The following is a 24,614-nucleotide window of genomic DNA, read 5'->3' as shown; positions in this document are numbered from 1 at the left end:
GCTCCTAAAAGTTAAGTTCTAAATTTATTATGGGAGTTTAGCTCAGTTGGTTCAGAGCACTCCGACACAAGTCGGAGGGGTCGCGGTTCAGGAAGAGTGCTCCTAAAAGTTAAGTTCTAAATTTATTATGGGAGTTTAGCTCAGTTGGTTCAGAGCATCTGCCTTACAAGCAGAGGGTCGGCGGTTCGACCCCGTCAACTCCCACCATTTTTAAGTTTTTAAAATCATTAAGGGAATTTAGCTTAGTTGGTTCAGCGCACACCGACAAAGTCGGAGGGGTCGCGGTTCAGCAAGCGTGCTCCTTAATGTTAAGGTCCAAAAGTTATTAAGGGAGTTTAGCTCAGTTGGTTCAGAGCATCTGCCTTACAAGCAGAGGGTCGGCGGTTCGACCCCGTCAACTCCCACCAAAGGTCTCCAGTTTTATGGAGACCTTTTTGTTTGTTACAATTTGTTAACCTGAAAAATCAATGGCCATGTTTTATCTGTACATCCTCTACTCTGTAACCCGCGATTCATACTACATTGGATATACCGGAGATGATCTGCAGGAACGTCTGCGAAAGCATAACGCTGATCATAAGGGGTTCACAGGCAGAACGGGGGACTGGACAATTGTTTATACAGAAATGTTTACCTCAAAAAAAGATGCTTATCAGAGAGAACGTAAAATCAAGGCCTGGAAAAGCCGGAAAATGATTGAAAATTTAGTTGGTTCGCATTCGGCAAAATAGGTCGTTAAAAATATCCCAACACCCACAAAAGTAAAAGGCCTTCGTCACTACGAAGGCCTCTTTTATTTACAATAATATTTTACATCCTTATCTCAGCTCCCAATCCACCACCCTATTCACCCACTCTTCCCTGTACGGCGTAGTGATCTTAATATAATTATCCGTATATCCTTCCATCATCCCGTCTTTATTATGCCCTTCAAACAGTACTTTACGGGTTTGACCAATATGTTGGGCCGTAAAATACTGGAGTTTCTTATGGCTGAGATTGCGCAGCATTTTATTCCTTTCATGGCGCTGTGCCATGGGCACTACCGGCTCAATTTCCAGTGCAAGCGTATTGGCCCTTTCTGAATAAGTGAACACGTGCAGGTAGGAAATATCCATTGTATGCAGGAAATCATAGGTCTCCTGGAAATGGGCATCGCTTTCAGCAGGGAAGCCAACGATCACGTCTACGCCGATGGCGCAATGCGGCATGAATTGCTTGATCAGTCCTACTTTTTCTGCATATAGTTCGCGGCGGTAGCGGCGGCGCATCAGGCCTAATATTTCATTGCTGCCGCTTTGCAGCGGAATATGGAAGTGCGGCATGAATTTGTGGCTGTTGGCAACAAACTCAATGATCTCATTGCTGAGCAGGTTAGGCTCAATGGAAGAGATGCGGTAACGTTCAATACCTTCCAGCTGGTCCAGTGCCTGTACCAGTTCAAAAAAGGTTTCCTCCCGCTTTTTGCCGCCGTGCAGACCTTTGCCAAAATCGCCCAGGTTTACGCCGGTGAGCACAATCTCTTTCACACCGTTGGCGGCCAGGGTCCTTGCGTTCTGCAGTACGTTCTCCACGCTGTCGCTGCGGCTTTTGCCGCGGGCCATGGGTATGGTGCAGAAGGTACAGTTATAGTCGCATCCGTCCTGCACCTTGAGGAAGGTACGGGTACGGTCGTGCAGGGAGTAGGAGGAGTGGAAGGAGTTGACCTCTTCAATGTCGCAGGAGCAGATACGGGCGCTGTCACCTTTGGTGAGCGTTTTGAGGTGATCTACGATATTGAACTTTTCGGCGGCGCCCAGTACCAGGTCTACCCCTTCAATGGAGGCGATCTCCCTGGGTTTGAGCTGGGCATAGCAGCCGGTGATCACTACCATGCTTTCGGGGGCGCGGCGTTGTATACGCCTTACCAGCTGCCGGCATTCCTTGTCTGCATTGTCGGTAACAGAGCAGGTGTTGATCACATACACATCTGCCCGGCCTTCAAAATCCGTTTTAACAAAACCATCCTGTTCCAGTAACCTGCTGATGCTGGAGGTTTCTGAAAAGTTCAGCTTACAGCCGAGAGTATGAAATGCCACTGTTTTTGCCGGAGTCATAAGGAGGGCAAAGTTACATAAAAAAGCAGAACGCAGAACGCAGGGGGCAAAACGCGGGATGCCAGCTATCTTGCGGATAATCAGCTTACTGGGTACCGCTTTAAGCATTCAGCTTTTTTACGTAAGTTTAGCCTGATATAACCTGGTGATAATTTAACTGTTAGATGAAACCTGCGACTACGCACAAGTACTTTCCCGTTGTGGTCCTGTCCCTGTTGCTGCTCCTGGTCTGGGGCTGGAACAAAAAAGCTAAGGATAAGCCCGCCGGGCGCCCAACGGAAACTGTTTTACGCACGCCAAAAACGGCGGATGAAATACCCGGATTTAACCGTCATACCCGCCTGGTGTATACGGCGCATGCCCGCTGCCGGATGGACTGCCGGCAGGTAACCGAGGCAGAGGTAGAGGAGATACTGGCCAAAGGCCGTGTAGACCTTTCAAAATCCAACCTGCACGATAAACCCTGTCCTACTTACGCCCTGGAAGGCTATTCAAATGAAGGCCAGCACTTAAGGATTATTTTTGCTACCTGCCGGGAGGCAACCAGGGTAGTGACCTGTATAGATTTGGATAAGAAATGGACATGTAACTGCGACTAATTATCAATTATTAACTAATTTTCCGGTTTGGCGTTCACCTAAACGGGTTTTTGTGTTTATGAATATTTTACTGAAGCCGCTGCATGCGATCTATATGTTATATGCGCTGTTATTGTGGCTGGCAATCATGTTTCTCATTCTTCCCCCAATTGCGCTGGCTTCGCTCCTGGGTAAGGTAAGAGGAGGTAATATTACGTTTTACTTCCTCCGCCTCTGGGCCCACCTCTGGTTCCCCCTGGTGGGCATATGGGTAAGAAAGATCCGTAAGGATAACAATGAAAAGGGAGACTTTCTCTTCGTGGTGAACCACCGGTCTTACCTGGACGCAGCTATTGCCGTAAAGGTGATGCCGCTGCCCTTCCGGCCCCTGGGTAAGATAGAAATGAAGAAAATACCTTTCTTCGGGTTTATATACAAACAATCGGTAGTGCTGGTAGACAGGTCTTCTGCGGTGGGCCGGTCTAACAGTGTGCGTGAAATGATCTACATGATCAAACAGGGTGTATCCATCCTGATCTTTCCTGAAGGAACTACCAATGAATCAGACCGGCTGCTCACTCCTTTCCATAACGGGGCATTTCGTATAGCCATCGAAACGCAGACACCTCTGAAGCCGGTGCTGTACCTTGACAGCGGCACCCGTTTTCCTCATCACCATAAAAAGATGAGTCTTACACCTGGCCGCTGCCGTGTGTTGTTCCTGCCATCTGTTCCTGTTGCAGGGCTTACCATGGAAGACCTGCCCGCGCTCAAGCAGCAGGTGTTCAATATCATGGAAGATGCCCTGAAACAGTATACGGAGCAGCCCGGCCCCGTATTGGAACAGGCTTAATAATTAACAAGGCCGGATGAAGTATGCAGATGTAATATTACCGCTGGCGCTGCCTAAAAACTATACCTATGCTATTCCCGATAGCATGAACGGTACCATACAGGCAGGCAGCCGTGTAGCTGTTCAACTGGGCAGGCAGAAAAAATATGCCGGTATTGTAAAGGCCGTGCACGAACAGGCTCCGCTGGAATACAAAACCAAGCCCCTGCTCGATCTGCTGGATAAAGATCCCGTTGTATACCAGGCCCAGCTCAATTTCTGGAGCTGGATATCCAGCTATTACATGTGTACGGAAGGAGAGGTGCTGAATGCCGCCCTGCCTGCCCACCTGAAACTTTCCAGCGAAACGATCCTTTTATATAACCAGGAGTTTGGCGATGATCTTACCGCGCTCGATGAGGACGAATATCTCCTTGCAGAAGCCCTGCATATACGAAGAGAGCTGCGCATCGAGGAAGTGCAGATGATCCTGGACAAAGCAGATGTGTACACGACCATCAAACGCCTGATCGAAAAGAAAGTATGCCTCATTTACGAAGAGCTTAAAGAGGTGTACAAGGAGAAGAAGGAAAATTATGTGCAGCTGCATCCTGCCTACGAACAGGAAGAACAGCTGTCGGCCCTTTTCAATGAACTGGGCCGCGCGCCTAAACAGATGGAGCTGCTGCTGGCCTACCTGCATCTGCTGAAAACGCAGGGCTCCGTACTGCAAAGCGAGCTGCTGAAAAAATCCGGCGCTACTGCCGCCCAGCTGAAAGGCCTGGTGGATAAGAATATTGTGTGGATTGAAAAACGTGTGGTAGACCGCGTGCCCGGCGGTAAGGCCACTGCGCAGATAGATTTTGCTTTGAGCCCGGCACAGGAAACTGCCCTGCAGGCGCTGCGGCAGAGCTTTGAGCAGAAGCCGGTTACCCTGTTGCACGGCGTTACTTCCAGCGGTAAAACCCAATTGTATGTAAAGCTGATAGAAGAATATATTGCCGGCGGCAAACAGGTGCTTTACCTGCTGCCGGAAATAGCCCTCACTGCGCAGATCATCCGGCGTTTACAAAAACATTTCGGTAATAAGATCGGCATTTATCATTCGCGCTTTAACAATAATGAGCGGGTGGAGATCTGGAACAAGGTGAAGAGCGGCGAGCTGCAGATCATACTGGGCGCGCGTTCCAGCCTGCTGTTACCCTTCAGGGATATCGGCCTGATCATACTTGATGAAGAGCACGACGCTTCCTATAAACAGCAGGATCCTGCGCCCCGCTACCACGCGCGCGATGCGGCCATCTATTATGCCAGCCTTTTCGGGGCCAGGGTGCTATTGGGCTCTGCTACCCCCTCGCTGGAATCCTATTTCAATGCCCGGCAGGGTAAATACGGGCTGGTAGAGCTGCAGGAAAGATTCGGGGGGCTTGAAATGCCATCCATAGAAGTAGTGGATGTTAAACAGCTGATGGCCGAAAAGCGCATGCAGGAGAATTTTACACCGGCGCTGGTAGAAGGCGTAAACCAAAGCCTGGCCGCCGGTAAGCAGGTGATCCTGTTCCAGAACCGCCGCGGCTATGCCCCCTTTTTGCTATGTACCACCTGCGGATGGATACCTCACTGCAAGCAGTGCGATGTATCACTTACCTGGCACCGTAATTCTGACAAGCTCCATTGTCACTACTGCGGTACGCAATATCCCTACTTCTATACCTGCGCCGCCTGCGGCAGCCAAACGCTGATACCCAAAAGCTTTGGTACCGAAAAGATAGAGGAAGACCTGCAGCAGCTGTTCCCTACTGCCCGTATTGCGCGGATGGACGTTGACGCCGTGCGTAATAAGGACAGCCATAACAAGATGATCCAGATGCTGGAACAGCAGCGTATAGACATACTGGTAGGTACACAAATGGTAGTGAAAGGATTGGATTTTGAGAACGTGAACCTGGTGGGCATCCTGAGTGCAGACAGCCTGCTGAGCTATCCTGATTTCCGGGTAAATGAGAGAGCTTTCCAGCTGATGGAGCAGGTGAGCGGGCGGGCGGGCCGTAAATTTGACAAGGGCCGCGTGATCATCCAGGCCAGCAATACCCGACATCCTGTACTGCAATATGTGACCGAACATGATTACAAAGCCATGTACGAATCAGAGATCGCTGAACGGCAGCGTTTTGGGTACCCGCCTTTTATCAGGTTGCTGAAGATCACGGTAAAGCATAAAAAACAACAGGTAGCAGAACAGGCTGCCAATGTACTGGGCAACTGGCTCCATCCGCACCTGGGTCCGCAACTGGTAGGCCCTGCCGCTCCATTGGTAGGCCGCGTGCGTAACAATTACCTGCAGGAAATGCTGGTAAAACTGCCCCGGGAAGCAAAAGTGATCGCACAGATAAAGCAATTGTTGAAAGAGCACTTTATAAAGCTGCAGGCGGAGAAGAAATTCCGCTCCGTTGTGATCGTGGCAGATGTGGATTGTGTGTAGGCGTTTGAGGGCAGATCACTATTACAATGGTTCTCCCGCCATTTCTTTAATAGCATCCGACTCATAAATATGTGTACCGGCCTCGCCTTTAACCGCTGCGCTGATCATGGCTTTGGCCACGGTAGCGGCTTTGATGGCCCTGTATTTCTTCCACCGTCCCTGCAGCAGATAATAGAACACCAGTACCAGCCACTGGCCCAGTAGTTCGCCCAGGCGTTTTTTGCGCCGTTTACCGAGCAGTGCGGATGGCCGGAAGATGTGCAGGCAGCTGAAACCCAGCGTGGTTACGGCCTGTTCGGTCTCGCCTTTGGTGCGCAGGTAGAAGAAACGGGAACGTACATTGGCACCTATGGAAGACATCAGCAGGAACTGACGGAAACCCTGCCGTCTGGCCAGGGTAGCGCAGCGCACGGGGATGTCAAAATCCACCTGCCTGAATTCTTCCTTGCCGCCGGCCTTTCTGCGGGTGGTGCCGATGCAACAGAACAGCGCATCGCCATGCAGGGCCTCCGCCAGGGCTGCCTCATCCCCGAAGTCCACAATAGCAGTCTCGAGCCCCTCCCTCGGTTTCAATGAGGGAGTGCGCAGCAGTACCTTTACCTTATCAAAAGCAGGATGGTGCAGAAGGAGGTTTACCAGGTGACTGCCGGTTAAGCCGGTGGCGCCGATTACAACAGCTGTTTGAGGCATTGTTCTGTTAGGTTATATTTGTGAATTCGCAGCTAGTAGCTGTTTATAAAGTTAATCATTGAACACTTAATTATGCTGGTATCTGAAAATGTTTTGCTGCGGCCTTATAATACGTTCGGCATCAATGCACAAGCCCGTTACTTTTCCACATTTGCTGATCTGCAGCAGCTGCAGACGGTTTTGCAGGATACCCGCTGGCAGTCTTCTCCCCGCATGATCCTGGGCGGAGGCAGCAATATACTGTTCACAAAGGATTTTGACGGCCTGGTGCTGAAGAATGAGCTGAAAGGCATTACCCTGCTGAAAGAAGATGATGATTACATCTATGTAAAAGCCGGGGCAGGTGAGCAGTGGCACCGCTTTGTAATGTACTGTATTGAACACAACTATGCGGGGCTGGAGAACCTGTCGCTTATACCCGGCAATGTAGGAGCCAGTCCTATGCAGAACATCGGCGCTTATGGCGTGGAGATAAAAGATTATTGCCATGAGGTAGAAGCCTGGCACCTGAAAGATAATGCCCTGGTTACTTTCGGCAATGCCGACTGTGCTTTTGGTTACCGCGAGAGCGTGTTCAAGAGAAAGTATAAAGATCAGTTCGTGATCCTTTCCGTTACTTACCGTTTACTGAAGCAGGCGCATTTCAATACCAGCTATGGGGCCATTGAGCAGGAGCTGCAGCGTATGGGCGTTGGCGAACTGTCTATCCAGGCTATCAGTCAGGCGGTGATCAATATACGCAGTTCCAAACTGCCCGATCCTGCCGCGATCGGTAATGCAGGCAGCTTCTTCAAAAATCCCACGGTAGATGCCGCGCAATATGAATCGCTCAGGACTGCACATCCCAATATCGTGGCCTATCCGGTAGACAATGGCTATTACAAGCTGGCCGCAGGCTGGCTCATAGAGCAATGCGGCTGGAAAGGCTACCGGCAGAACGACGCAGGCGTACATGCCAAACAAGCCCTGGTGCTGGTGAACTACGGCAATGCCAGCGGACAGGAGATCTACCAGCTCTCACAACAGGTGCTGGACAGCGTAAAGGAAAAGTTTGGCGTTGACCTTGAAAGAGAGGTCAATATTGTTTGAGCAATTAGCTATTGGCTGCTAGCTGCTAAAAGCTAATGGCTAACGGCTTTTTATATGTCCAATTATTTTGTCGGCGTGTTCCCGTGAATTCTCAATGAACCACACGTGGGTATCCATACCGCCGCATACTACACCGGCGAGGTATAGCCTGGGCATATTGGTCTCCATGGTGTCCGGGTTATAGGCGGGATGCCGTTTTTCATCGGCAGATAAACGCACGCCTGCTTTTTCCAGGAAAGCGAAATTGGGCTGGTAGCCTGTCATGGCCAGCACATAGTCGTTGGGTATGGTGACTAAGCCATCCGGTGTCTGGACATCTACTTCATCCGGGCGGATGGCGGTGATGCAGGAATGGAAATGCGCTTTGATGGAGCCTTCCTTGATACGGTTCTCAATATCCGGTCTTACCCAGTATTTTACCCGGTTGCCGATGCCTTCTTCCCGCACTACCATGGTCACCTCTGCGCCCTTGCGCCAGGTTTCCAGTGCGGCGTCTACAGCAGAGTTGTGTGCGCCTACTACTATTACGCGCTGCATCGCGTAGAAATGAGGGTCTTTGTAGTAGTGTTTTACTTTAGGCAGTTCCTCGCCGGGCACGCGCATCAGGTTGGGAATATCATAAAAGCCGGTGGCGATGATCACATGGCGGCCCTGGTATGTTTGCCGGGGTGTTTGTACGGTGTATTGTTCTCCCTCCGGCGTGATGGAGGATACCTCTTCAAAAAGCCTGATATGCAGTTGTCTGGAAGTAGCTACCCGCCTGTAATATTCCAGTGCTTCAGGGCGTGTAGGCTTGGCGTTGATAGACATAAAGGGAATGCCGCCTATCTCCAGCCGCTCTGAAGTGGAAAAGAAGGTCATATTCAGGGGATAGTTGTACAGTGAGTTCACCAGGCAGCCTTTTTCCAGAATAACGTAACTCAGTCCTGCCTTTTGTGCTGCCAGCCCACAGGCAATGCCTATAGGGCCTCCGCCTACGATTACAATGTCGAATGTTGTGTCCATGGATTAAAAATACGAATAAAGCGGAATGCTTGCAGCGTTCAGCGTTTAACCCATGTTTTCAAGGCTGGCTTCGATCCGGTTGATCTGCTGGAGGTGTCTTTCTGTATGATAGATAAGATAATACGCCCATTCTATCCTTGTCAGGAATCCAAATACCGGGTGTTCCATGTCATTGCACACCTGGTCGATCGGTTCCTGCTGCAGCACCGCCTTGATCTCTTCCCGGTTCTGCCGGAAGGCCTTGCTGAAATCGGCTATGTTCTTGAAGCCGCCCTGGAGTGTATCCGGGTCGCCTTGCACCTGCAGCCGTTTGTCAAATTCCAGGAAGGAATGGCTGATATCGTTCACTTTGCTGTTGGGGGCCCTGTCTTTAACAGGCGATGAAGTGCCCTGTAAGACTTTTACCACCTGTTGCTCATAGATCAATACATGTTCTGCGCAGTCCATAATGCACCAGGCGGTCTGTTCACTGGTTTGCTGCAATTTCCCGGGCGGTACCGTATCCAGGATGTCCAGGAAAAGCCGGGTATTGTTGTCCAGATCGGTACAAAGTTTATGGATATCAGGTACCATACGCAGTTGTTTTTATTATACTAAGTGCCTGTGTATTCCTTCCCCTGAAGCCCCAATAAACATGCCCGGATTTCCTGGTTTGTCCATATAAATTCCATTTTGGTGTATCGCTTTTCAGGCAGTTTAACCTCCTGGATAAATTTGTTTTCAATTAAAACCCTATCGTATGCAGCGAATATTTATACTGGTGAGCATTGCCGTGATGTCGGTTGTATCACAGCATATGAAGGCGCAGACTACCGCAGGCCAGGCCACTGATAGTATGCGCAGGCAGAACCTGAAAGCCGTTACAGTAACAGGTAATAAACCCTTTATCGTTATGAAGGCGGATAAAGTGGTGGTAAACGTATCAGAAAGCCCTGTGGCAGCCGGCAGTGATGCTGCACAGGTGCTTACCAACGCTCCGGGCGTTGTAGAACAGAGCAGCGGCAATTTTGAGCTGCGCGGAAAGAAAGTGATCGTACTGATAGACGGTAAGGATAGCCGCCTCTCAGGAGAGGAACTGAAAGAATGGCTGAGCGCCATGCCCAGCAACACCATAGACAGGATAGAACTTATTGCCAACCCTCCCGCCAGGTACGATGCCAGGGGAGCTGCCGTTATCAATATCATCTCTGCCAGGAGCAAGAACTTTGGCACTAACGGCGTTTTCACCGCGGGCCTGGGCAGCGGGCGTTATGGCAGGTACAACGGTGGCCTGGGCCTCAACTACCGTGATAAGCAGATCAACATTTACGGTAACTATGATTACCAGTATAACAAACAATATTATGACCTGTACTCCAACCGTACACTGGCAGAAAATGCTGCTATCGTGGAAAGGACCAGCGATGTGCGCACCCGCAACAATCACTCCCTGAAAGCAGGACTGGATTACGACATCAACCGCAACAGCTCTTTTGGCGTACTGCTGAAAGGCATGCTGAACTACCGCGACAGGGACGTATTTACCCGTTCTGTAAAAGAAGCCGCCGGCGCTGATTCTTTCTCTACTGTAAACACCATGGGCAAAGCCAGGATACTGAACCCCTCCGTAAATATCTACTACAAAACAAAGCTGGATACCAGTGGTAAACAGCTGACCCTGAATGCAGACTATTTCAGGTACAACAAAACCTGGAAGGATGACCTGGTCACTCATTTCTATGATCCTGCAGGCATGCAGACCGGGACGCCCTACCTGCTGATGAACAATTCTCCTGCAGATAATGAGATCCGTTCCATTGCTGCCGATTATTCGCAGCCACTGGGAAAAGGCCAGCTGGAAGCAGGTCTTAAAGCCACGCTCACCACCACAGATAATGATATCAACTGGCTGCAGCAACTGGAAAAACAATGGGTGACCGATGAGGGTAAAACCAATCATTTCATCTACGATGAAAATATCTACGCCGCTTATGCCACCTATAGCAGGAGCATTAAGAAGTTCGATCTGCAGGCCGGTTTGCGTGCAGAACAGACCTATACCAAAGGCAGGTCGCTTACGCTGAACCAGGTGAACAAAAGAGACCAGTTCAATCTCTTTCCCAGTTTGTCTGTCATGTACAATCACTCCCAAAAGCACCAGTACGGCTTTTCCTACCGTAAGAGTATAGACCGTTACAGCTTTGATGTGGTAAACCCTTTCATTACCTACGTTAGCCAGTATCAGTATAACCAGGGTAATCCCAATATCAGGCCCTCCATCGGCCATAGTTTTGAAGTGTCTTATGTGTATAACAACGAGTTGTTTATATCGGTCAACTACCAGCGCTTTACCGATGTTCCTGCTGCCATCTTCCGTAAAGACACCGGCAATGTGGTGATCAGCACAGAAGTAAACCTCAGCAGCGCAGATGCGGTGAACGCCAGTATTACCTGGTCAAAAAGCCTGCTGGATAACAAATGGACCAGCACCAACTCAGCGATGCTCACCTACGCCAAATACAATGAGCCTGGCCGTGATAACCTGGACAATGCGCTGACCGGCGCTTTTGTAAAGACCAATAACATATTTACGATAGCAAAAGGCCTCTCAGCAGAGCTTTCTGCCTATTACTTTTCATCCTTTGTTTTTGGCGTGTACAAATACAGACCCCGTTACGCCGTGAGCGCCGGTATCTCTAAAAGCATATTGAAGAATGCAGGGAAGCTGACCCTGAATGTAAGCGACCTGTTTAATACGCTGAGTACAGATTACAACATCGCATCCTTTGGCGTAACATCTTACAATGAGAATAAAATAGAATCCCGCTTTGTCAGGCTGATATTCAGCTATAAGTTCGGTAACCTGAAAGTGAAAGCCGCACGCAGCAGAACCTCCGCTATTGAAGATCAGCAGTACAGGATGGGAGGAAATTAATATGCAGAACTACCTCAAAACTGTAGCGTATGTTTAACAGATTTCCTCACTATAAACAGTATGATGAGATGGATTGCGGGCCCGCCTGCCTCCGCATCATCAGTAAGTATTACGGCAAAGTATTTTCACAGGAGTACCTGCGCAGGTTGTGCAATACCACCCGGGCAGGGTCCAGCCTGTTAAATGTGAGCGAAGCAGCAGAACAGCTGGGCTTTCGTACCGTAGGGGCCAGGATCGGTTATGAAGACCTGGCAGAAGAATCCCCTTTTCCCTGCATCGCGCTCTGGGAGCAGAAACATTTTATAGTGATCTATAAGATCAGGCGCGACAAGGTCTATGTGTCAGATCCCGCTCACGGCCTGCTGGTGTACACAAAGGAGGAATTTTTGAGAAGCTGGGCAGTAGTAGGTACCTCGGGTATCATTCTCAGCCTGGAAGTATCGCCGGAATTTGAGCAGGTAGAAGAGGTAGCACAGCAAAAGCCCGGCGGGCTGCGTTTCATTTACAAATACCTGGCAAGGTACCGCCAGCTTATGGGCCAGCTGCTCATCGGGCTTTTTGCAGGCAGCTTGCTGCAGCTCATCTTTCCCTTCCTTACACAAAGTATTGTGGATGTAGGCATCCGGCACAATGACCTGGGGTTTATCTATCTTGTATTACTGGCGCAGCTGCTGCTTTTTGCGGGCAAGACCAGCGTTGAGATCATCCGCGGTTACATCCTGATGCACCTGAGCAGCCGTGTGAACATCAACCTGCTCTCGGATTTTTTCCGCAAGCTGATGAAACTGCCGCTGGGATATTTTGATGTAAAGATGACGGGTGATATCCTGCAGCGTATTGCAGACCATCAGCGCGTGGAAACCTTTCTTACCTCCGGTACGCTGAATGTTGTTTTCTCACTTATCAACCTGCTTGTGTTCAGCATTGTGCTGATTATATACAGTCCGCTGATATTCTCGGTGTTCGCGGTAGTAAGCGTGATCTATTTTGCCTGGATCTCATTCTTCATGAAAAAACGGGCTACGCTGGATTATAAGAAATTCAGCCAGCTGTCAAGATATAATGAAAAGAACCTGGAACTGATTGGCGGCATGCAGGAGATAAAGCTCCATAATGCAGAACGCAAAAAGAGATGGCAGTGGGAACATCAGCAGGTTAAGCTGTTCAAAATAAACCTGAAAAGCCTGGCCCTTAACCAGGCGCAATCCGGCGGCGCTTCCCTGATCAATGAGCTGAAGAACATCATTATCTCTTTCCTGGCTGCGCGGCTGGTGCTGGACGGGCAGATCACGCTGGGTGTAATGCTTTCCATCTCCTACATCATCGGCCAGTTGAATGCCCCCATTCTGCAGCTGGTAGAGTTTATCAAATCATGGCAGGATGCGCGTCTCAGCATCAACCGTATCGATGAGATCCATCACCGTCCGGATGAGGAAAGGCCGGAAGAAGAAACGGTATCGGAAATACCGGAAGGAGATATCCGTATCAGTAATCTTGTTTTCCGCTATGAAAAAGGCGCTATGTCGCCGCAGGTGCTCCGCAACATCAGCCTGCTGATAGAACACCGGAAAGTAACCGCTATAGTGGGCGCCAGCGGCAGCGGCAAAACCACCCTGCTGAAGCTACTGCTGCGTTTTTATGAACCTGATGGCGGCACGGTCACTGTAGGCAATACCTTGCTGTCTGCCATCCGGCACAGCGCCTGGAGGGATGTTTGCGGGGTAGTGATGCAGGAAGGTTACATCTTCAATGATACCGTTGCCAATAACATAGCCGTAGGAGCGGAGGAGCCAGACCGCAAACGCCTGCGCCAGGCCGCCAGGATCGCCAATATCCACGACTTTATCGAAACCCTGCCGCTTTCCTACAATACCAGGATTGGGCCTAACGGCATGGGACTGAGCACCGGGCAGAAACAACGTATACTCATCGCCCGTGCGGTGTATAAAGATCCTTCCGTGCTGTTCTTTGACGAAGCTACCAGTGCGCTGGATGCAAAGAATGAACGGGTGATCATCGAAAACCTGAACCAGTTCTTTGAAGGAAAAACAGTGGTGGTGATTGCGCACCGTTTAAGCACGGTAAAGAATGCGGATAAGATCATTGTGCTGGACAAAGGAGAGATCGTTGAAACAGGCACGCACGAAGCGCTTATCACGGAGAAAGGATATTATTTCAACCTCGTCAAGAACCAGCTGGAATTGGGCGAATAAAGCCCGCCATGTTTAAATTATACAGCTATGCCTGAAAGAACACTACATGCAGATTTCTCACTGGTAAGCGATGAAATGAATGAGGTGCTGGGCGCCACCCCGCCCTGGATCACACGCTGGGGCAGCCTGCTCCTTTTTGGGGCGGTGGCATTGCTGCTCCTGGTCTCCGTCTTCATCCGGTATCCTGATGTGATCAGGGGATCGGTGGAAATCATACCCGGACAAGGGCAACACTATACTGCAACGGTATGGGTACCTGCCGCGGGATCCGGTAAGATACAGGCGGGGCAGCCGGTTATCATCAGCCTGGATAGCTACCCGCAGGCAGAGTTTGGCAGCATCAGCGGCAAGGTAGTTTCCCGCCCCCTGCCAGCGGCTGGCAGGCAGGTAAAATTACTGGTGCAGCTGGATAACAACTTTGTTACCAGCCATCATAAAAAGCTGGATCTCTATAAGCAGGAGCAGGGCCGCGCAGAGATCATCACTTCCCGTGAGCGGCTTATCCGCCGCATCTTTAGTTTTTTCAGGTAACCGGTGGGATTGGTACTTATAAAAAGCCCTTTTGTGTATCGCTTTTTTCACAAAATCTGTATCTTTTTACTTTTAGATCGTTAAAAACAACAAGCAGAAAACCCTTAGTCCTTCACCCGTAAAACCTTTAATCCATGAAAAAAGTTGCAGCAAACGCCGACAAAAAACTGAAATTGAACAAAACCACCATTATCAAGCTGACTGCTGTAAAACTGGGTAAAATATGGGGAGGTTATCCCGGTCCAGGATCCACCACCCCTAATTGCAATACCACCCAGAGCGAGACAGAGCAGCTGTTAAATACTTTGTAAGGCCCGGAATAAGAAATTGTCAGGGGAACCCCAACGGTTCCCCTGTTATTGTTTATATTTCCATTATAGAAAATACGAAAAAATCAGTGCCAGTTATGAGATATTTCCTGCTGTTTTGCTTATGCCTGTCTGCTGTCAACATCAATGCCCAGTCCTGTAACTGCCCGGCCTATTTCAAAGATATGGTGAAGAAGATTGAAACAAACTACGTAGGGTTCAATTTTAAAGTAACCGCAGCCAACAGGGATGAGTACAGGCAATTTACAGACAGCCTGGAAGAAAAGGCCGCTGCAGCAGATGTTCCCGCCTGCCTGTCTGTAATGACAAAATGGCTCGGCTTTTTTAAAGACTATCACGTAGGCATCTCCATCAATGAGGATTCTTCCAATTACCACAGGATACGGCAGGCCTTTGCCAATACAGAACGGCATCCCATGTCTGAACAGGCGTTCATCAGCTACCTTGACAGGAACCGCGGGCAGCTGGACTCCCTGGAAGGTATCTGGGAAGATGAATCAAAAGTTTATCGTATCGGCATTATCCGCGATGAGCAGGCGCCGGATACCTTTATCGGTTTTGTGTTGGATGCTGACAGCCTTTTCTGGATGCCCGGCCAGGTAAAGATGAAAATAAGGAAGTCGGCAGGGCACTATCAGTATGTAGCTTTCTACTCCCGCATTCACCAGCAATCGGCCCCTCCGCTTAAAGTTAGTAACGGCAGGCTGGAGAACGGCAGCTTTGGCAGCTGGTACCGTTCCTATCCCGCTTCTCAGCTTGCAACATCAGTACCCGGGCCTGGCGCCAGCCTGGCTCCTTACTTCAAGGTGCTGGACCGTAAAACCTGCCTGATAGCCATACCCAGGGCCATGCTGGAGTACAAGGACGAAATTGACAGTATGCTGATCGCCAACGATGCCTTGCTGAAAAGCACGGAGCACTTTATTATTGACGTGCGTAACAACAGGGGAGGTTCCGTATTGTGCTTTGAAAAACTATTGCCGCTGATCTATACCAATCCCATGATCACCGGTGGTTCTTCTGTACTGGCAACAGAAGAGAACATCAAAAGCTATGAGGACTGGAACTATCCCAATATCTCCGACAGTATGAAAGCCATCTTTCAGAAAGAAGCCACTGCACTCCGCGCCCACAAGGGCACCCTGTACAATCTCTGGCCCGACGATACTTTACGGATGGCGGTCGTATATCCCTATCCCAAACGGGTATCTGTACTCATTAACGAATCCTGCGCCAGCAGCACGGAGATCTTCCTGCTGAAGGCAAAACAGAGCACTAAAGTGAAATTATACGGCAGGAATACCATGGGAGCGGTGGATTATTCAGATGCCGCTTCACTTACGCTGGACGGGGGGCTGTTCCGGATAAGGTATTCTACCTCCAGGGCAAATCGTTTGCCCAAAGACCCGATAGACTACATCGGCATTCAGCCCGACGAAGTGATACCCGATCATGTGGAGGATTGGGTAGGATATGTAAAGAAGAAAAAATAGTATCTTCAGCATGATGGCTTTTTCAGATAATTTCAGGAAGAACAGCAAAACCGTAGCAATACATATCATTGTATGGCTGATCTATATGGCGATAGGCACCATGAGAAAATTCCTTTCGCCGGGTTACCGCATCGATGTGCTGGATATTATCGTAACGGAGCTGCCCATGATCACGGTGTTTTACCTGAATTACCTGATCCTGATGAAATTCTTCAGCAGGAAAAAGTATTTTATGCTGATCGTGGCGGAGGTGCTGTTGTTTGTGGTGTGCCTGGTGCTGTATTACATTACCGGCTACATCATAGGGCCTGTTATTAACAGCGAAGATCCCGTTCCAAAATTTGTGCTTACAGAGCATGTGGTATACTCGCTGTGGCTTTTTATGATCTATGAATTCTACTCCTTCGGATATTATTATGCCAGGCAGGCCATCAAACGGGAAAAACAGCTGCGGTCCATGGATATGGATAAACTGCGGATAGAGCAGAACCGCCTGCAGGCAGAGTATGCATTTCTACGTGCGCAGATCAACCCTCATTTTTTACATAACACGCTGAACTTCTTTTACGCAAAATCGCTGCCCTATTCAAAAGACCTTTCAGAAGGTATCCTAACGTTATGCGAGATCATGCGCTACTCGCTGAACAGCGGGGAAGACGAGCAGGGAACCGTATTGCTGTCAAAAGAAGTGGAGCACCTTAATAATGTTATTAAGATCAACCAGCTGCGTTTCAGCAACCGCCTGCAGATTGCGTTCTCCATTGAAGGCGATGTAGAGAGTGTGCGTATCATTCCCCTGGTGCTGATCACACTGGTGGAAAACGCTTTCAAGCACGGAGAGCTGACAAAGGAAGCCTACCCCCTGGAGATAAAGCTGATAGTGGCGGAAGATAGCGGCCATATTTACTTTTCAATACATAACAGGAAAAAGACCGGGCCTAAGGAATTATCACATGGCATCGGTATGGACAACATCCGAAAGCGGCTGCATGCCTCTTATAAAGAACATTGTTCACTGGTAATAAAGGACGAGGCAGACTACTACACGGTAGAGCTGTCTGTCAGCCTGAACCTCAAAAAACCCGTAATCTATGATCAGCTGTTTAGTAGTTGACGATGAGCAACATGCACTGGAGGTACTGAGCCTTTACATTCAGCAGACACCGTTCCTCCAGCTGGTAAAAGCCGTGACCAGCCCGATAGAAGCCCTGGAAATAGTGAATACCAGGAAGATAGACCTTGTATTCCTCGATATACAAATGCCCGAGATCTCAGGGCTTGATTTTGCCCGCACCATCCAGGGCAAATGCAAAGTGATCCTTACCACTGCCTATAGCGAATTTGCTGCAGAAGGCTTTGACCTTGAAGTGGTGGACTACCTGCTGAAACCTATTCCGCTGCCCCGCTTCTTTAAAGCTGTACAGAAAGTGCTGAATGCAGCTACTTCCTCCGTGCCTGTTACCGTTGCCAGTGATGAAGGTATAGATGACGACTACATTTTCGTGAAAACGGAGGTTAAGGGCAAAATGCTCAAGATCAACCTGAAAGAGATAGACTACATTGAGGGCATGAAGAACTATGTGGCCATTCACCACGGCGGCCTCAAAACCATGGCCCTGCTCAATATGAAAGATCTTGAAGAGAGACTGCCCAGGAAGCACTTTTTCCGGGTACATAAGTCATTCATTGTTTCCGTCAATAAGATCGTTGCCATAGAAGGCAACATGATCCAGCTCAAGAATGTAAAAGCCGATATTCTGCTCGGCGACACCTACAAAAGCGGCTTTCATGAAATGATGAAGCATAAGCTGATGGATTAGGGAAACCACTCCTTTTTGTACCTACAATAGGCCTGTTCGTGTAGCAAACTGCCATAATCCTGGCTATGGGGCTACTTTTGTGCCAGATCAAGAAAGTAATGATGCAACAAATAGCCCAAAAACAATTAGACAGGCTTAACAGATTGCTGGACGTTTCTGCTGGCGCCGATGACACCCTTCTCAGGGGACGGCTCGGGATGATCTTCTATTACTACCACCTTTACAAAGTAACAGAGATACCGGCGATCGGGCATAGCGCAAAAGCTATGCTGACGCAGGTATTTGACAATATCAGCGCATCCAGGCCCAGCCTGGTGGGCCCCGCATTGGGAACAGGCGCAGCCGGCTTTGGTTATATTGTAAACTTCATGTGCCGCGAAGGATTCGTGGAACTGGAGGCAGACAATGAATTTGAAGAGCTGGACAAATACCTGTATCATGCCGCATCCGGGTTGCTGGACGCAGATAATATAGACCTGCTGCATGGCGCGCCGGGCGTTATCCACTATTTTTCAGAAAGAAAGGAAATGACCGCGGCCGGCAATGACTACCTGGACGCTTTAGTAGAAAAGATCTGCCTGCAGGCAGTGGAAGAAGACGGCGGCTACTGGTACCGCAATCACCTGCTGAGAATAGATGGCAAGCAGGTGATCAATTTAAGCCTTTCCCATGGCCTTACAGGTGTATTGCTGGTACTGCTTAATGCCTACGAAAGATCATCGCATAAGGAGCTGATCGAAAAAGTAGTGAGGGGAGGTATCCGTTTTATACTGAAGCATAAGATAGATATTGATTTCTCGCGCCAGGAATATTCATTCTTTCCCCTGGTCATTACACGCAACGCCAATGAAATATATGCAGCCAACCGTATGGCCTGGGAAAGCGGCGATCTGAATGAAGTATTGCTGTTTTACCGTGCCGCACGCCTGTTCAACGACGAAGGGCTGAAACGCCAGGCAGACCTGATCGGTATGCAGAGCATGATGCGCCGTGATGAGCAGTCCACACATGTTGACAGCGCAGGTTTCTGTACAGGCGCTGCAGGCCTCGCACAATATTGCAGAACATTATACCGGGAAACCGGCCTGGATGTATACCAGGAGGGCTACCTGTACTGGATTGAAAGAACGATCCTGCTCCTTGAAGAAGATCTGGAAAAAGGACGATACGCAGGAAAAGAGCAGGAGCTGCTGGATGGCTCGCTCGGTATCGCCTTTGTACTGCTGTCCTATGTTTCGAATAAAGAGCTGCACTGGAGCAGCGCATTATTATTGTAGCCCCAAATTCAGGCTTCAGCCGGGCTATCCTGCAAAAGGCGGGGTAGCCTTTTTTCTTTCCTGTTGTCACTAGATTAGCCCGTTTCGTACCTACCTAACAGATACAAACCTGCTTCGTACCTAAAAAGCAGTCATTAGTGTAACGAATTTCAACTGCCCTCAATGCCGCGCTAAATTTGTATCAACAAGTTCAGAACAACACAAGCGAAACAAAAAAACAACGATCATGAAAAAGAAGAAAGTTACTAATAACGCAAAGCTGCACCTCGATAAAGAGAAGATCGCAGTATTGAGCGACAAGCAGATCGCTCAGCTCAAAGGCGGTAACGAGGCAGCGGGCAGGAGTACCAATTGGGATTTCACCTGTACCTGGTGTACAACTATTCTTCCTGCACCACAGGATCAATGATCATCCAAAGAAAGAGCCCGTTCCGGGTAGAACGGGCTCACTTAATAACTGAAAATCTTTTCTGTAAACAATATAAAGATAATAATTACCGGCGACAAGTACAAAAGTATTTTAACCGGTGAACAACGAAGCTGCCAGCGTCTTTGAGGCGCCCAAAGACAGGCACACTGGTACTGCACCCAGTTAAAACAGGCAGCGTTAAAAGGCTGTTTACGTTAAAACAACCAGATCTTTTCTTAATAACTTAAAATCTAACAAAATGAAAAATCAAATTTCTGTAAACGCAAACCTGGAAATCGTAAAAGAAAAAGTTGCTAACCTGTCTGATGCCGACATGAACCAGATGGTTGGTGGTAGCGAAGCTGCAGCCAGCACCCGTACTAACTTTACCTGCAGCTGGTGCACCAGCACTACTTCTATCGAAGATAATGCTTAATTGATATAGCATCTGATGCATACAGGGTTCTTTCCCGTTAAAGAACCCTGTATTTCTCTTACTACTCCAAGCATCCGCATATGAATACCATCACTGCAGCGGGTAAAAAACTCGCCGAGATCGAACAACAGCTTTTCGATACCTGCCTGGATAATACGCCCCTCTCACTGTTCAACGGTAAGGGCGGCCTGCTGCTGCTGTATCATAACCTCTACAGCGTGCTGGGCGACGATGAGTACAGCAGGAAGAGCCAGCTGATCACCGAACAGCTGATGGATGACATCACCAAAGGAATACCCTCTTTTACATACTGCGACGGACTTACAGGCATTGCCGCCCTGTTCAGTTACCTCCGGGAGAAAGCCTTTTTTGACAACAGCATTGACAGCCTCCTGGAACAATGTGACCAGGTATTACACAACGCATTGCAGGTAACGCTGGATAAAGCCAACTGGGATTACCTGCACGGCGCTATCGGTATTATACTGTACTTCATTGAAAGGAACAGCACTGGCCGCAATGGAGGCGCACTGGCGCCCGTTATAGAAAAAGTAGTACAGGGACAGCTGGCACAATGCAACGAATATACGAACTGCGGTATGGCCCACGGGCTGGTATCGCTGCTCATGCTGCTCATTAAATACGCGCGGATCGCTGCAGATCCCGCCGGTGTGAAGGCTGATATAAAAGCAATAGCCGATCGTCTGCTGGCCTTTCGTTCGCCGGATCCCGGTACCTTGTCTGTTTTCCCGTCCATTGTTAAACCTGCCCACCCTGATGAATGGAACTATGAAGTGCCGCTGGGCTGGTGTTATGGCGATACCACCATCTCTATCGGATTATACCATGCAGGTAAAACGCTGCATAGCAACTACCTGGTAAAAGAAGCCACCGAACTGGCCCTGCATACCACCCGGCGGGTGACGCGCCAGGATTCCCGTGTGTTTGATGCGGGCTTTTGCCATGGAAGCGCCAGCGTAGCGCATATCTATCGCAAATGGTACCAGTATACACTGAACCCTGTTTTCCTTGACAGCTACCACAGCTGGATAGACCAGACCATTGCCATGTGCAGCTTTGAAGACGGCATAGGCGGTTATAAAAAGTTCACCGGCAAAACCTATTCTCCTGAATGCGGCGTACTAAGCGGCGCCGCAGGCGTGGCCCTGGTGCTTGCTGACTTTATCGGCGATGGCCCGGGCGACTGGGATCGTTTCTTTTTATTATCCTAAAGCAATTGTTATGTTTGATAAGGCCTTCTCCAGGGCGGCAATGCGTTTGCCGTTGTATGGAATAGATTTTTACAGGAATTTTTTTAAGGATGAAGAGAACAACCTTAAACGAATGCTTTCAGATAAAGTATTCCTGAACGCCCTGTATCTCGCCTCTCCGCAATTGTACTATGCTGTTATAGCTACTGACGCGGCAAGCCTCTTTGAAGACAGCAGGAAAGCCCGCAAGCTGCGGCTTTCACTGTTAAGATATATTTACAGGATCTCCACCAGGTGCACGCCATTCGGCCTGTTTGCCGGATGTGCTGTTGCAGGGCTGGGGCCTGTAACCAATGTAGTGATGAACGATATCACTGCATACCGCCAGCATACCCGGCTGGATATGCAATACCTTTTCTCACTGGTAGACAGGATCCGCCGGCATCCCGGTATCAAACCCCACCTGCAGTATTTTGTCAATACCTCGCTGTACCGCCTGGGTGATGCTTACCGTTATGTAGAGTGCAGTTATACAGACGGGGTAAGAAAGTTTGAGCTGGTATCCATTGCTGCCACGTCCTACCTTACAAGGGTAATAGATACGGTGGCAGCGGCGGATGGACTGAGCCTCACCGCCATCGCTTCCGGTCTCACCGGAGGTGATATTGATCTGCATGCGGCGCTGGCTTTTGTGAATCATCTGGTGGATGAGCAGGTATTGGTCAGCAACCTGGATCCCGGCACCACCGGTGAAGAAATGGAAGATTACGTGATCAGGGCATTATCTGCAACGGGGGATAATCACCCGGTACTGCAGTACCTGCAGGAAATTAAGGAAGGCGCCGCGCTGATAGACCATACAAAGCTGGGCGACAAGATGCCGCAGTACCAGCTGCTGAAAGAAAAGGCCGCTGCATTTGAACTGCCTTTTGATGAGAAATCACTGATCCAGACAGACCTGATCCCTACCAGTAAACAGGCACAGGTAAACCAGGAGATCATCAGTATCCTGCAGAAGGGCGTAGACATTGTGACGCGGCTTTCCGCTCCACCATCCGCCAAAAGAATGGAGAAGTTCAAAGCAGCTTTTGAACAACGCTATGAATCGCGTGTGGTGCCCCTGGTAGAAGCATTGGATGTGGAAGCAGGTATTGGCTACGGCGACCATATGGAAGACAGTAGCGGCGATTATTCCGCCCTGGTGTCCGATGTGATTTTCAGGCCTCCTGCTAACAGCCATGAGCAGATCACATTAGACAACCGGCGCAGCGCCTTCTGGAGCAATAAGATCACGGCTGCATTGGTGAACCGTTCAGCGGTAATAGAGATCACCGACGAAGATATGGCCGCTTTCCCGGAGAACAGGGGCCGTTTATCTGATACCTACACGGTCATGGCTTCGCTTTATAAAGATAACAGCGACCAGGATGTTATCTATTTCCAGGGCGTATCCGGGCAAACAGCGCCTACCTGGATTGGCCGTTTCTGTAACGGCGATCCGGAAATGAAGGCGGTGGTGGAAGAGATTGTGCGTACCGAAGAAGAGATGCACAAAGACAAACTGGTGGCAGAGATCACACACCTGCCTGCGGCACGTTTAGGGAATGTGCTGCAACGCCCCGCCATCAGGAAATACGAGATCCCTTACCTGGCAGGTTCTCCCTTGCCCAAAGAGCAGCGCCTGTCTATCAACGACCTGATGCTGTGTATCCGGGATGGTAAGATGATCATGTATTCCAAGACGCATAACAAGCAGGTACTGCCGTTTCTGACCAATTCGCACTTTTACAGCAATGGTACCAGCCTGCCCCTCTATCATTTCCTTTGTGATATGCAGGAGCCTGAAGGGCAGACCGGCGCGGTGCTGGACCTCCGCTCCATGCAGAAGTTCTTCCGGCATATTCCCCGTATCGTGTATAAGAACATGATCCTTAAAAGGGCTACCTGGCTGTTTTCAAGGCATGAATATGAGCACCTGGTATATGCAAAGGACGATGAACTGCAGCCCGCATTTGAGGCTTTTGCGGCGCAGCATGGGCTGCCATCCCTGTTCTGCATAGCACAGGGTGATAATGAGCTGGTAATAAACAAAGACAGCCTGCAATCGCTGCAGGTGATGGTGAATGAGATCAGGGATATGGAAACCGTATCCATCCATGAAGTGCTGTTTGCTGAATATACTTCGCCCATCCGCAATGAGAACGGGGAAAGCTTCAATAATGAGTTCCTTTTCTTCTTTAAAAAAGAAAGAACAGTACAAAGCGCTGTTCCTGCAAAGAAATACCTCCGCTCCGGCGATACGCTTGTGCAGCGCGAGTTCCTGCCCGGAAGCGAGTGGATCTATTTTAACCTGTACACAGGCTTCAACAGCGCAGATAAGATCCTGCTTAAACTGCAGCCGGTGATCCAGCAATGCCTGGCGCAGAACATCATCGATAAAAGCTTCTTTATCCGCTATCATGATCCCAGGTTCCATTTGCGCCTGCGTTTTCATCTCACTGCGGGAGCGGGGCATGATCGCTTTTACAAAGAGTTCTATCCCCTGGTAGAAGCGCTGAAAGAAGCGAAGATCATCTGGAAGGTAACTGCGGAGACCTACCAGCGGGAACTGGAGCGATATGGTTTTGATACCATTGAATATATGGAATCCATTTTCACGCTGGACAGCATGATGTGTGCAGAGCTGATCCGGAAAACAGGGCAGGGGGGCAATGAAGAACTGCGATGGTTGTCTGCACTGTACGCTACCGACAGCTTCCTGGACCTGTTTGGCCTGAACCTGGAAGAGAAGAGGAATTACGCTGAATACATGGCCGGGCAGTTTGCAAGGGAGTTTGGCGATCTGAAAGAAAATGTAGTAGTGCTTGACCGCAAGTTCAGGAAGTATAAGAACGAGATCTTTTCCTTTATGGACCAGGAGCAGGAGGGATCGCTGGCCGGTGAATTAAAGGCTGTCATCAATATGCGCGGCCAGGCCATTGCGCCGCTCATTGCCGATATAAGCGCCAAAGAAGGCTTTCACAAAACCCTTTATGTAGACAGCCTGATCCACATGAGCATCAACAGGCTATTCAGGTCCAGGCAGCGGATTTATGAATGCGTGATCTATAATTTGCTCAAGAAGTATTACGCATCATCAATGGCGCGTCAGGCAGCGCTTGTTTAAAAATAAAAAGACGCGGATGTGATCTCCGCGTCTTTTTTTTATT

Annotated in this window: 21 protein-coding genes and 2 tRNA genes; 19 read left to right on the top strand and 4 right to left on the bottom strand. The window is 49.4% G+C overall.

Annotated elements, in window-relative coordinates:
- The first annotated feature begins 129 nt into the window (after window positions 1-129).
- From Q0577_RS03410 to Q0577_RS03400, 3 genes are all read left to right on the top strand, one after another.
- A tRNA-Val gene (locus Q0577_RS03410) sits at window positions 130-207 on the top strand.
- A 122-nt stretch (window positions 208-329) separates the two neighbouring features.
- Window positions 330-407: transfer RNA gene (locus Q0577_RS03405), tRNA-Val, on the top strand.
- A gap of 66 nt (window positions 408-473) precedes the next feature.
- On the top strand, window positions 474-731 hold the full coding sequence (locus Q0577_RS03400; RefSeq protein WP_298732809.1) for a GIY-YIG nuclease family protein: 258 nt from the start codon (window positions 474-476) through the stop codon (window positions 729-731).
- An 87-nt stretch (window positions 732-818) separates the two neighbouring features.
- Here Q0577_RS03400 and mtaB read toward each other — a convergent pair whose 3' ends face one another.
- On the bottom strand, window positions 819-2,078 hold the full coding sequence (mtaB, locus tag Q0577_RS03395; protein WP_298732807.1) for a tRNA (N(6)-L-threonylcarbamoyladenosine(37)-C(2))-methylthiotransferase MtaB: 1,260 nt from the start codon (window positions 2,076-2,078) through the stop codon (window positions 819-821).
- Window positions 2,079-2,260: 182 nt separating this feature from the next.
- Here mtaB and Q0577_RS03390 point away from each other — a divergent pair, with 182 nt between their 5' ends.
- Genes Q0577_RS03390 through priA form a run of 3 tightly spaced genes read left to right on the top strand, consistent with a single transcriptional unit; the run spans window position 2,261 to window position 5,988 of the window.
- Window positions 2,261-2,695: a DUF4258 domain-containing protein gene (locus Q0577_RS03390; protein WP_298732805.1), complete on the top strand. Its 435-nt coding sequence runs from the start codon at window positions 2,261-2,263 to the stop codon at window positions 2,693-2,695.
- A gap of 58 nt (window positions 2,696-2,753) precedes the next feature.
- Window positions 2,754-3,527 (top strand): lysophospholipid acyltransferase family protein, encoded by a 774-nt coding sequence (locus Q0577_RS03385; protein WP_298732804.1) that lies wholly within the window; start codon window positions 2,754-2,756, stop codon window positions 3,525-3,527.
- Window positions 3,528-3,543: 16 nt separating this feature from the next.
- Entirely contained in the window at window positions 3,544-5,988 is a 2,445-nt protein-coding gene (gene priA, locus Q0577_RS03380) for a primosomal protein N' (protein ID WP_298732802.1), read from the top strand.
- A gap of 21 nt (window positions 5,989-6,009) precedes the next feature.
- Here the strand turns inward: priA and Q0577_RS03375 are convergent, their stop codons facing one another.
- Entirely contained in the window at window positions 6,010-6,678 is a 669-nt protein-coding gene (locus Q0577_RS03375; protein ID WP_298732800.1) for an NAD(P)H-binding protein, read from the bottom strand.
- A 72-nt stretch (window positions 6,679-6,750) separates the two neighbouring features.
- Here Q0577_RS03375 and murB point away from each other — a divergent pair, with 72 nt between their 5' ends.
- Window positions 6,751-7,767: a UDP-N-acetylmuramate dehydrogenase gene (murB, locus tag Q0577_RS03370; RefSeq protein WP_298732799.1), complete on the top strand. Its 1,017-nt coding sequence runs from the start codon at window positions 6,751-6,753 to the stop codon at window positions 7,765-7,767.
- A gap of 39 nt (window positions 7,768-7,806) precedes the next feature.
- Here murB and Q0577_RS03365 read toward each other — a convergent pair whose 3' ends face one another.
- Window positions 7,807-8,772 carry a YpdA family putative bacillithiol disulfide reductase gene (locus Q0577_RS03365; RefSeq protein ID WP_298732797.1) on the bottom strand — a complete coding sequence of 322 codons (966 nt, stop codon included), beginning with the start codon at window positions 8,770-8,772 and terminating at the stop codon, window positions 7,807-7,809.
- 45 nt (window positions 8,773-8,817) lie between these two features.
- Window positions 8,818-9,345, bottom strand: coding sequence for a DinB family protein (locus Q0577_RS03360; protein WP_298732795.1), 528 nt, complete (start codon window positions 9,343-9,345; stop codon window positions 8,818-8,820).
- 166 nt (window positions 9,346-9,511) lie between these two features.
- On the opposite strand from Q0577_RS03360, the gene Q0577_RS03355 reads away from it, so the two are divergent.
- The 12 genes from Q0577_RS03355 to Q0577_RS03300 all read left to right on the top strand — a co-directional run bounded on the left by Q0577_RS03355 (window position 9,512) and on the right by Q0577_RS03300 (window position 24,571).
- Window positions 9,512-11,686: an outer membrane beta-barrel protein gene (locus Q0577_RS03355; protein ID WP_298732794.1), complete on the top strand. Its 2,175-nt coding sequence runs from the start codon at window positions 9,512-9,514 to the stop codon at window positions 11,684-11,686.
- Between the two features lie 29 nt (window positions 11,687-11,715).
- Window positions 11,716-13,899 (top strand): peptidase domain-containing ABC transporter, encoded by a 2,184-nt coding sequence (locus Q0577_RS03350; protein ID WP_298732792.1) that lies wholly within the window; start codon window positions 11,716-11,718, stop codon window positions 13,897-13,899.
- A 27-nt stretch (window positions 13,900-13,926) separates the two neighbouring features.
- A complete protein-coding gene (locus Q0577_RS03345) occupies window positions 13,927-14,430 on the top strand; it encodes a hypothetical protein (protein ID WP_298732790.1) in 504 nt (167 codons plus the stop codon).
- 134 nt (window positions 14,431-14,564) lie between these two features.
- Window positions 14,565-14,741, top strand: a complete 177-nt coding sequence (locus Q0577_RS03340; protein ID WP_298732788.1) for a class I lanthipeptide — start codon at window positions 14,565-14,567, stop codon at window positions 14,739-14,741.
- A gap of 95 nt (window positions 14,742-14,836) precedes the next feature.
- Window positions 14,837-16,252, top strand: a complete 1,416-nt coding sequence (locus Q0577_RS03335) for a S41 family peptidase (RefSeq protein ID WP_298732786.1) — start codon at window positions 14,837-14,839, stop codon at window positions 16,250-16,252.
- 10 nt (window positions 16,253-16,262) lie between these two features.
- A complete protein-coding gene (locus Q0577_RS03330; protein WP_298732784.1) occupies window positions 16,263-17,366 on the top strand; it encodes a histidine kinase in 1,104 nt (367 codons plus the stop codon).
- A complete protein-coding gene (locus Q0577_RS03325) occupies window positions 17,344-18,072 on the top strand; it encodes a LytTR family DNA-binding domain-containing protein (protein ID WP_298732782.1) in 729 nt (242 codons plus the stop codon). Before Q0577_RS03330 ends, Q0577_RS03325 begins: the two co-directional genes overlap by 23 nt.
- Window positions 18,073-18,137: 65 nt before the next feature.
- Entirely contained in the window at window positions 18,138-19,349 is a 1,212-nt protein-coding gene (locus Q0577_RS03320) for a lanthionine synthetase LanC family protein (RefSeq protein WP_298732780.1), read from the top strand.
- Between the two features lie 226 nt (window positions 19,350-19,575).
- On the top strand, window positions 19,576-19,758 hold the full coding sequence (locus Q0577_RS03315; protein ID WP_298732778.1) for a class I lanthipeptide: 183 nt from the start codon (window positions 19,576-19,578) through the stop codon (window positions 19,756-19,758).
- A gap of 259 nt (window positions 19,759-20,017) precedes the next feature.
- Window positions 20,018-20,194: a class I lanthipeptide gene (locus tag Q0577_RS03310; RefSeq protein WP_298732776.1), complete on the top strand. Its 177-nt coding sequence runs from the start codon at window positions 20,018-20,020 to the stop codon at window positions 20,192-20,194.
- An 80-nt stretch (window positions 20,195-20,274) separates the two neighbouring features.
- Window positions 20,275-21,426 carry a lanthionine synthetase C family protein gene (locus tag Q0577_RS03305; RefSeq protein WP_298732774.1) on the top strand — a complete coding sequence of 384 codons (1,152 nt, stop codon included), beginning with the start codon at window positions 20,275-20,277 and terminating at the stop codon, window positions 21,424-21,426.
- 10 nt (window positions 21,427-21,436) lie between these two features.
- Window positions 21,437-24,571 carry a lantibiotic dehydratase gene (locus tag Q0577_RS03300; RefSeq protein ID WP_298732772.1) on the top strand — a complete coding sequence of 1,045 codons (3,135 nt, stop codon included), beginning with the start codon at window positions 21,437-21,439 and terminating at the stop codon, window positions 24,569-24,571.
- The last annotated feature ends 43 nt before the right edge of the window (window positions 24,572-24,614 follow it).

Source organism: uncultured Chitinophaga sp. (assembly GCF_937898475.1).
Taxonomy (GTDB): domain Bacteria; phylum Bacteroidota; class Bacteroidia; order Chitinophagales; family Chitinophagaceae; genus Chitinophaga.
This window is presented reverse-complemented; position numbering and strand designations above follow the sequence as displayed.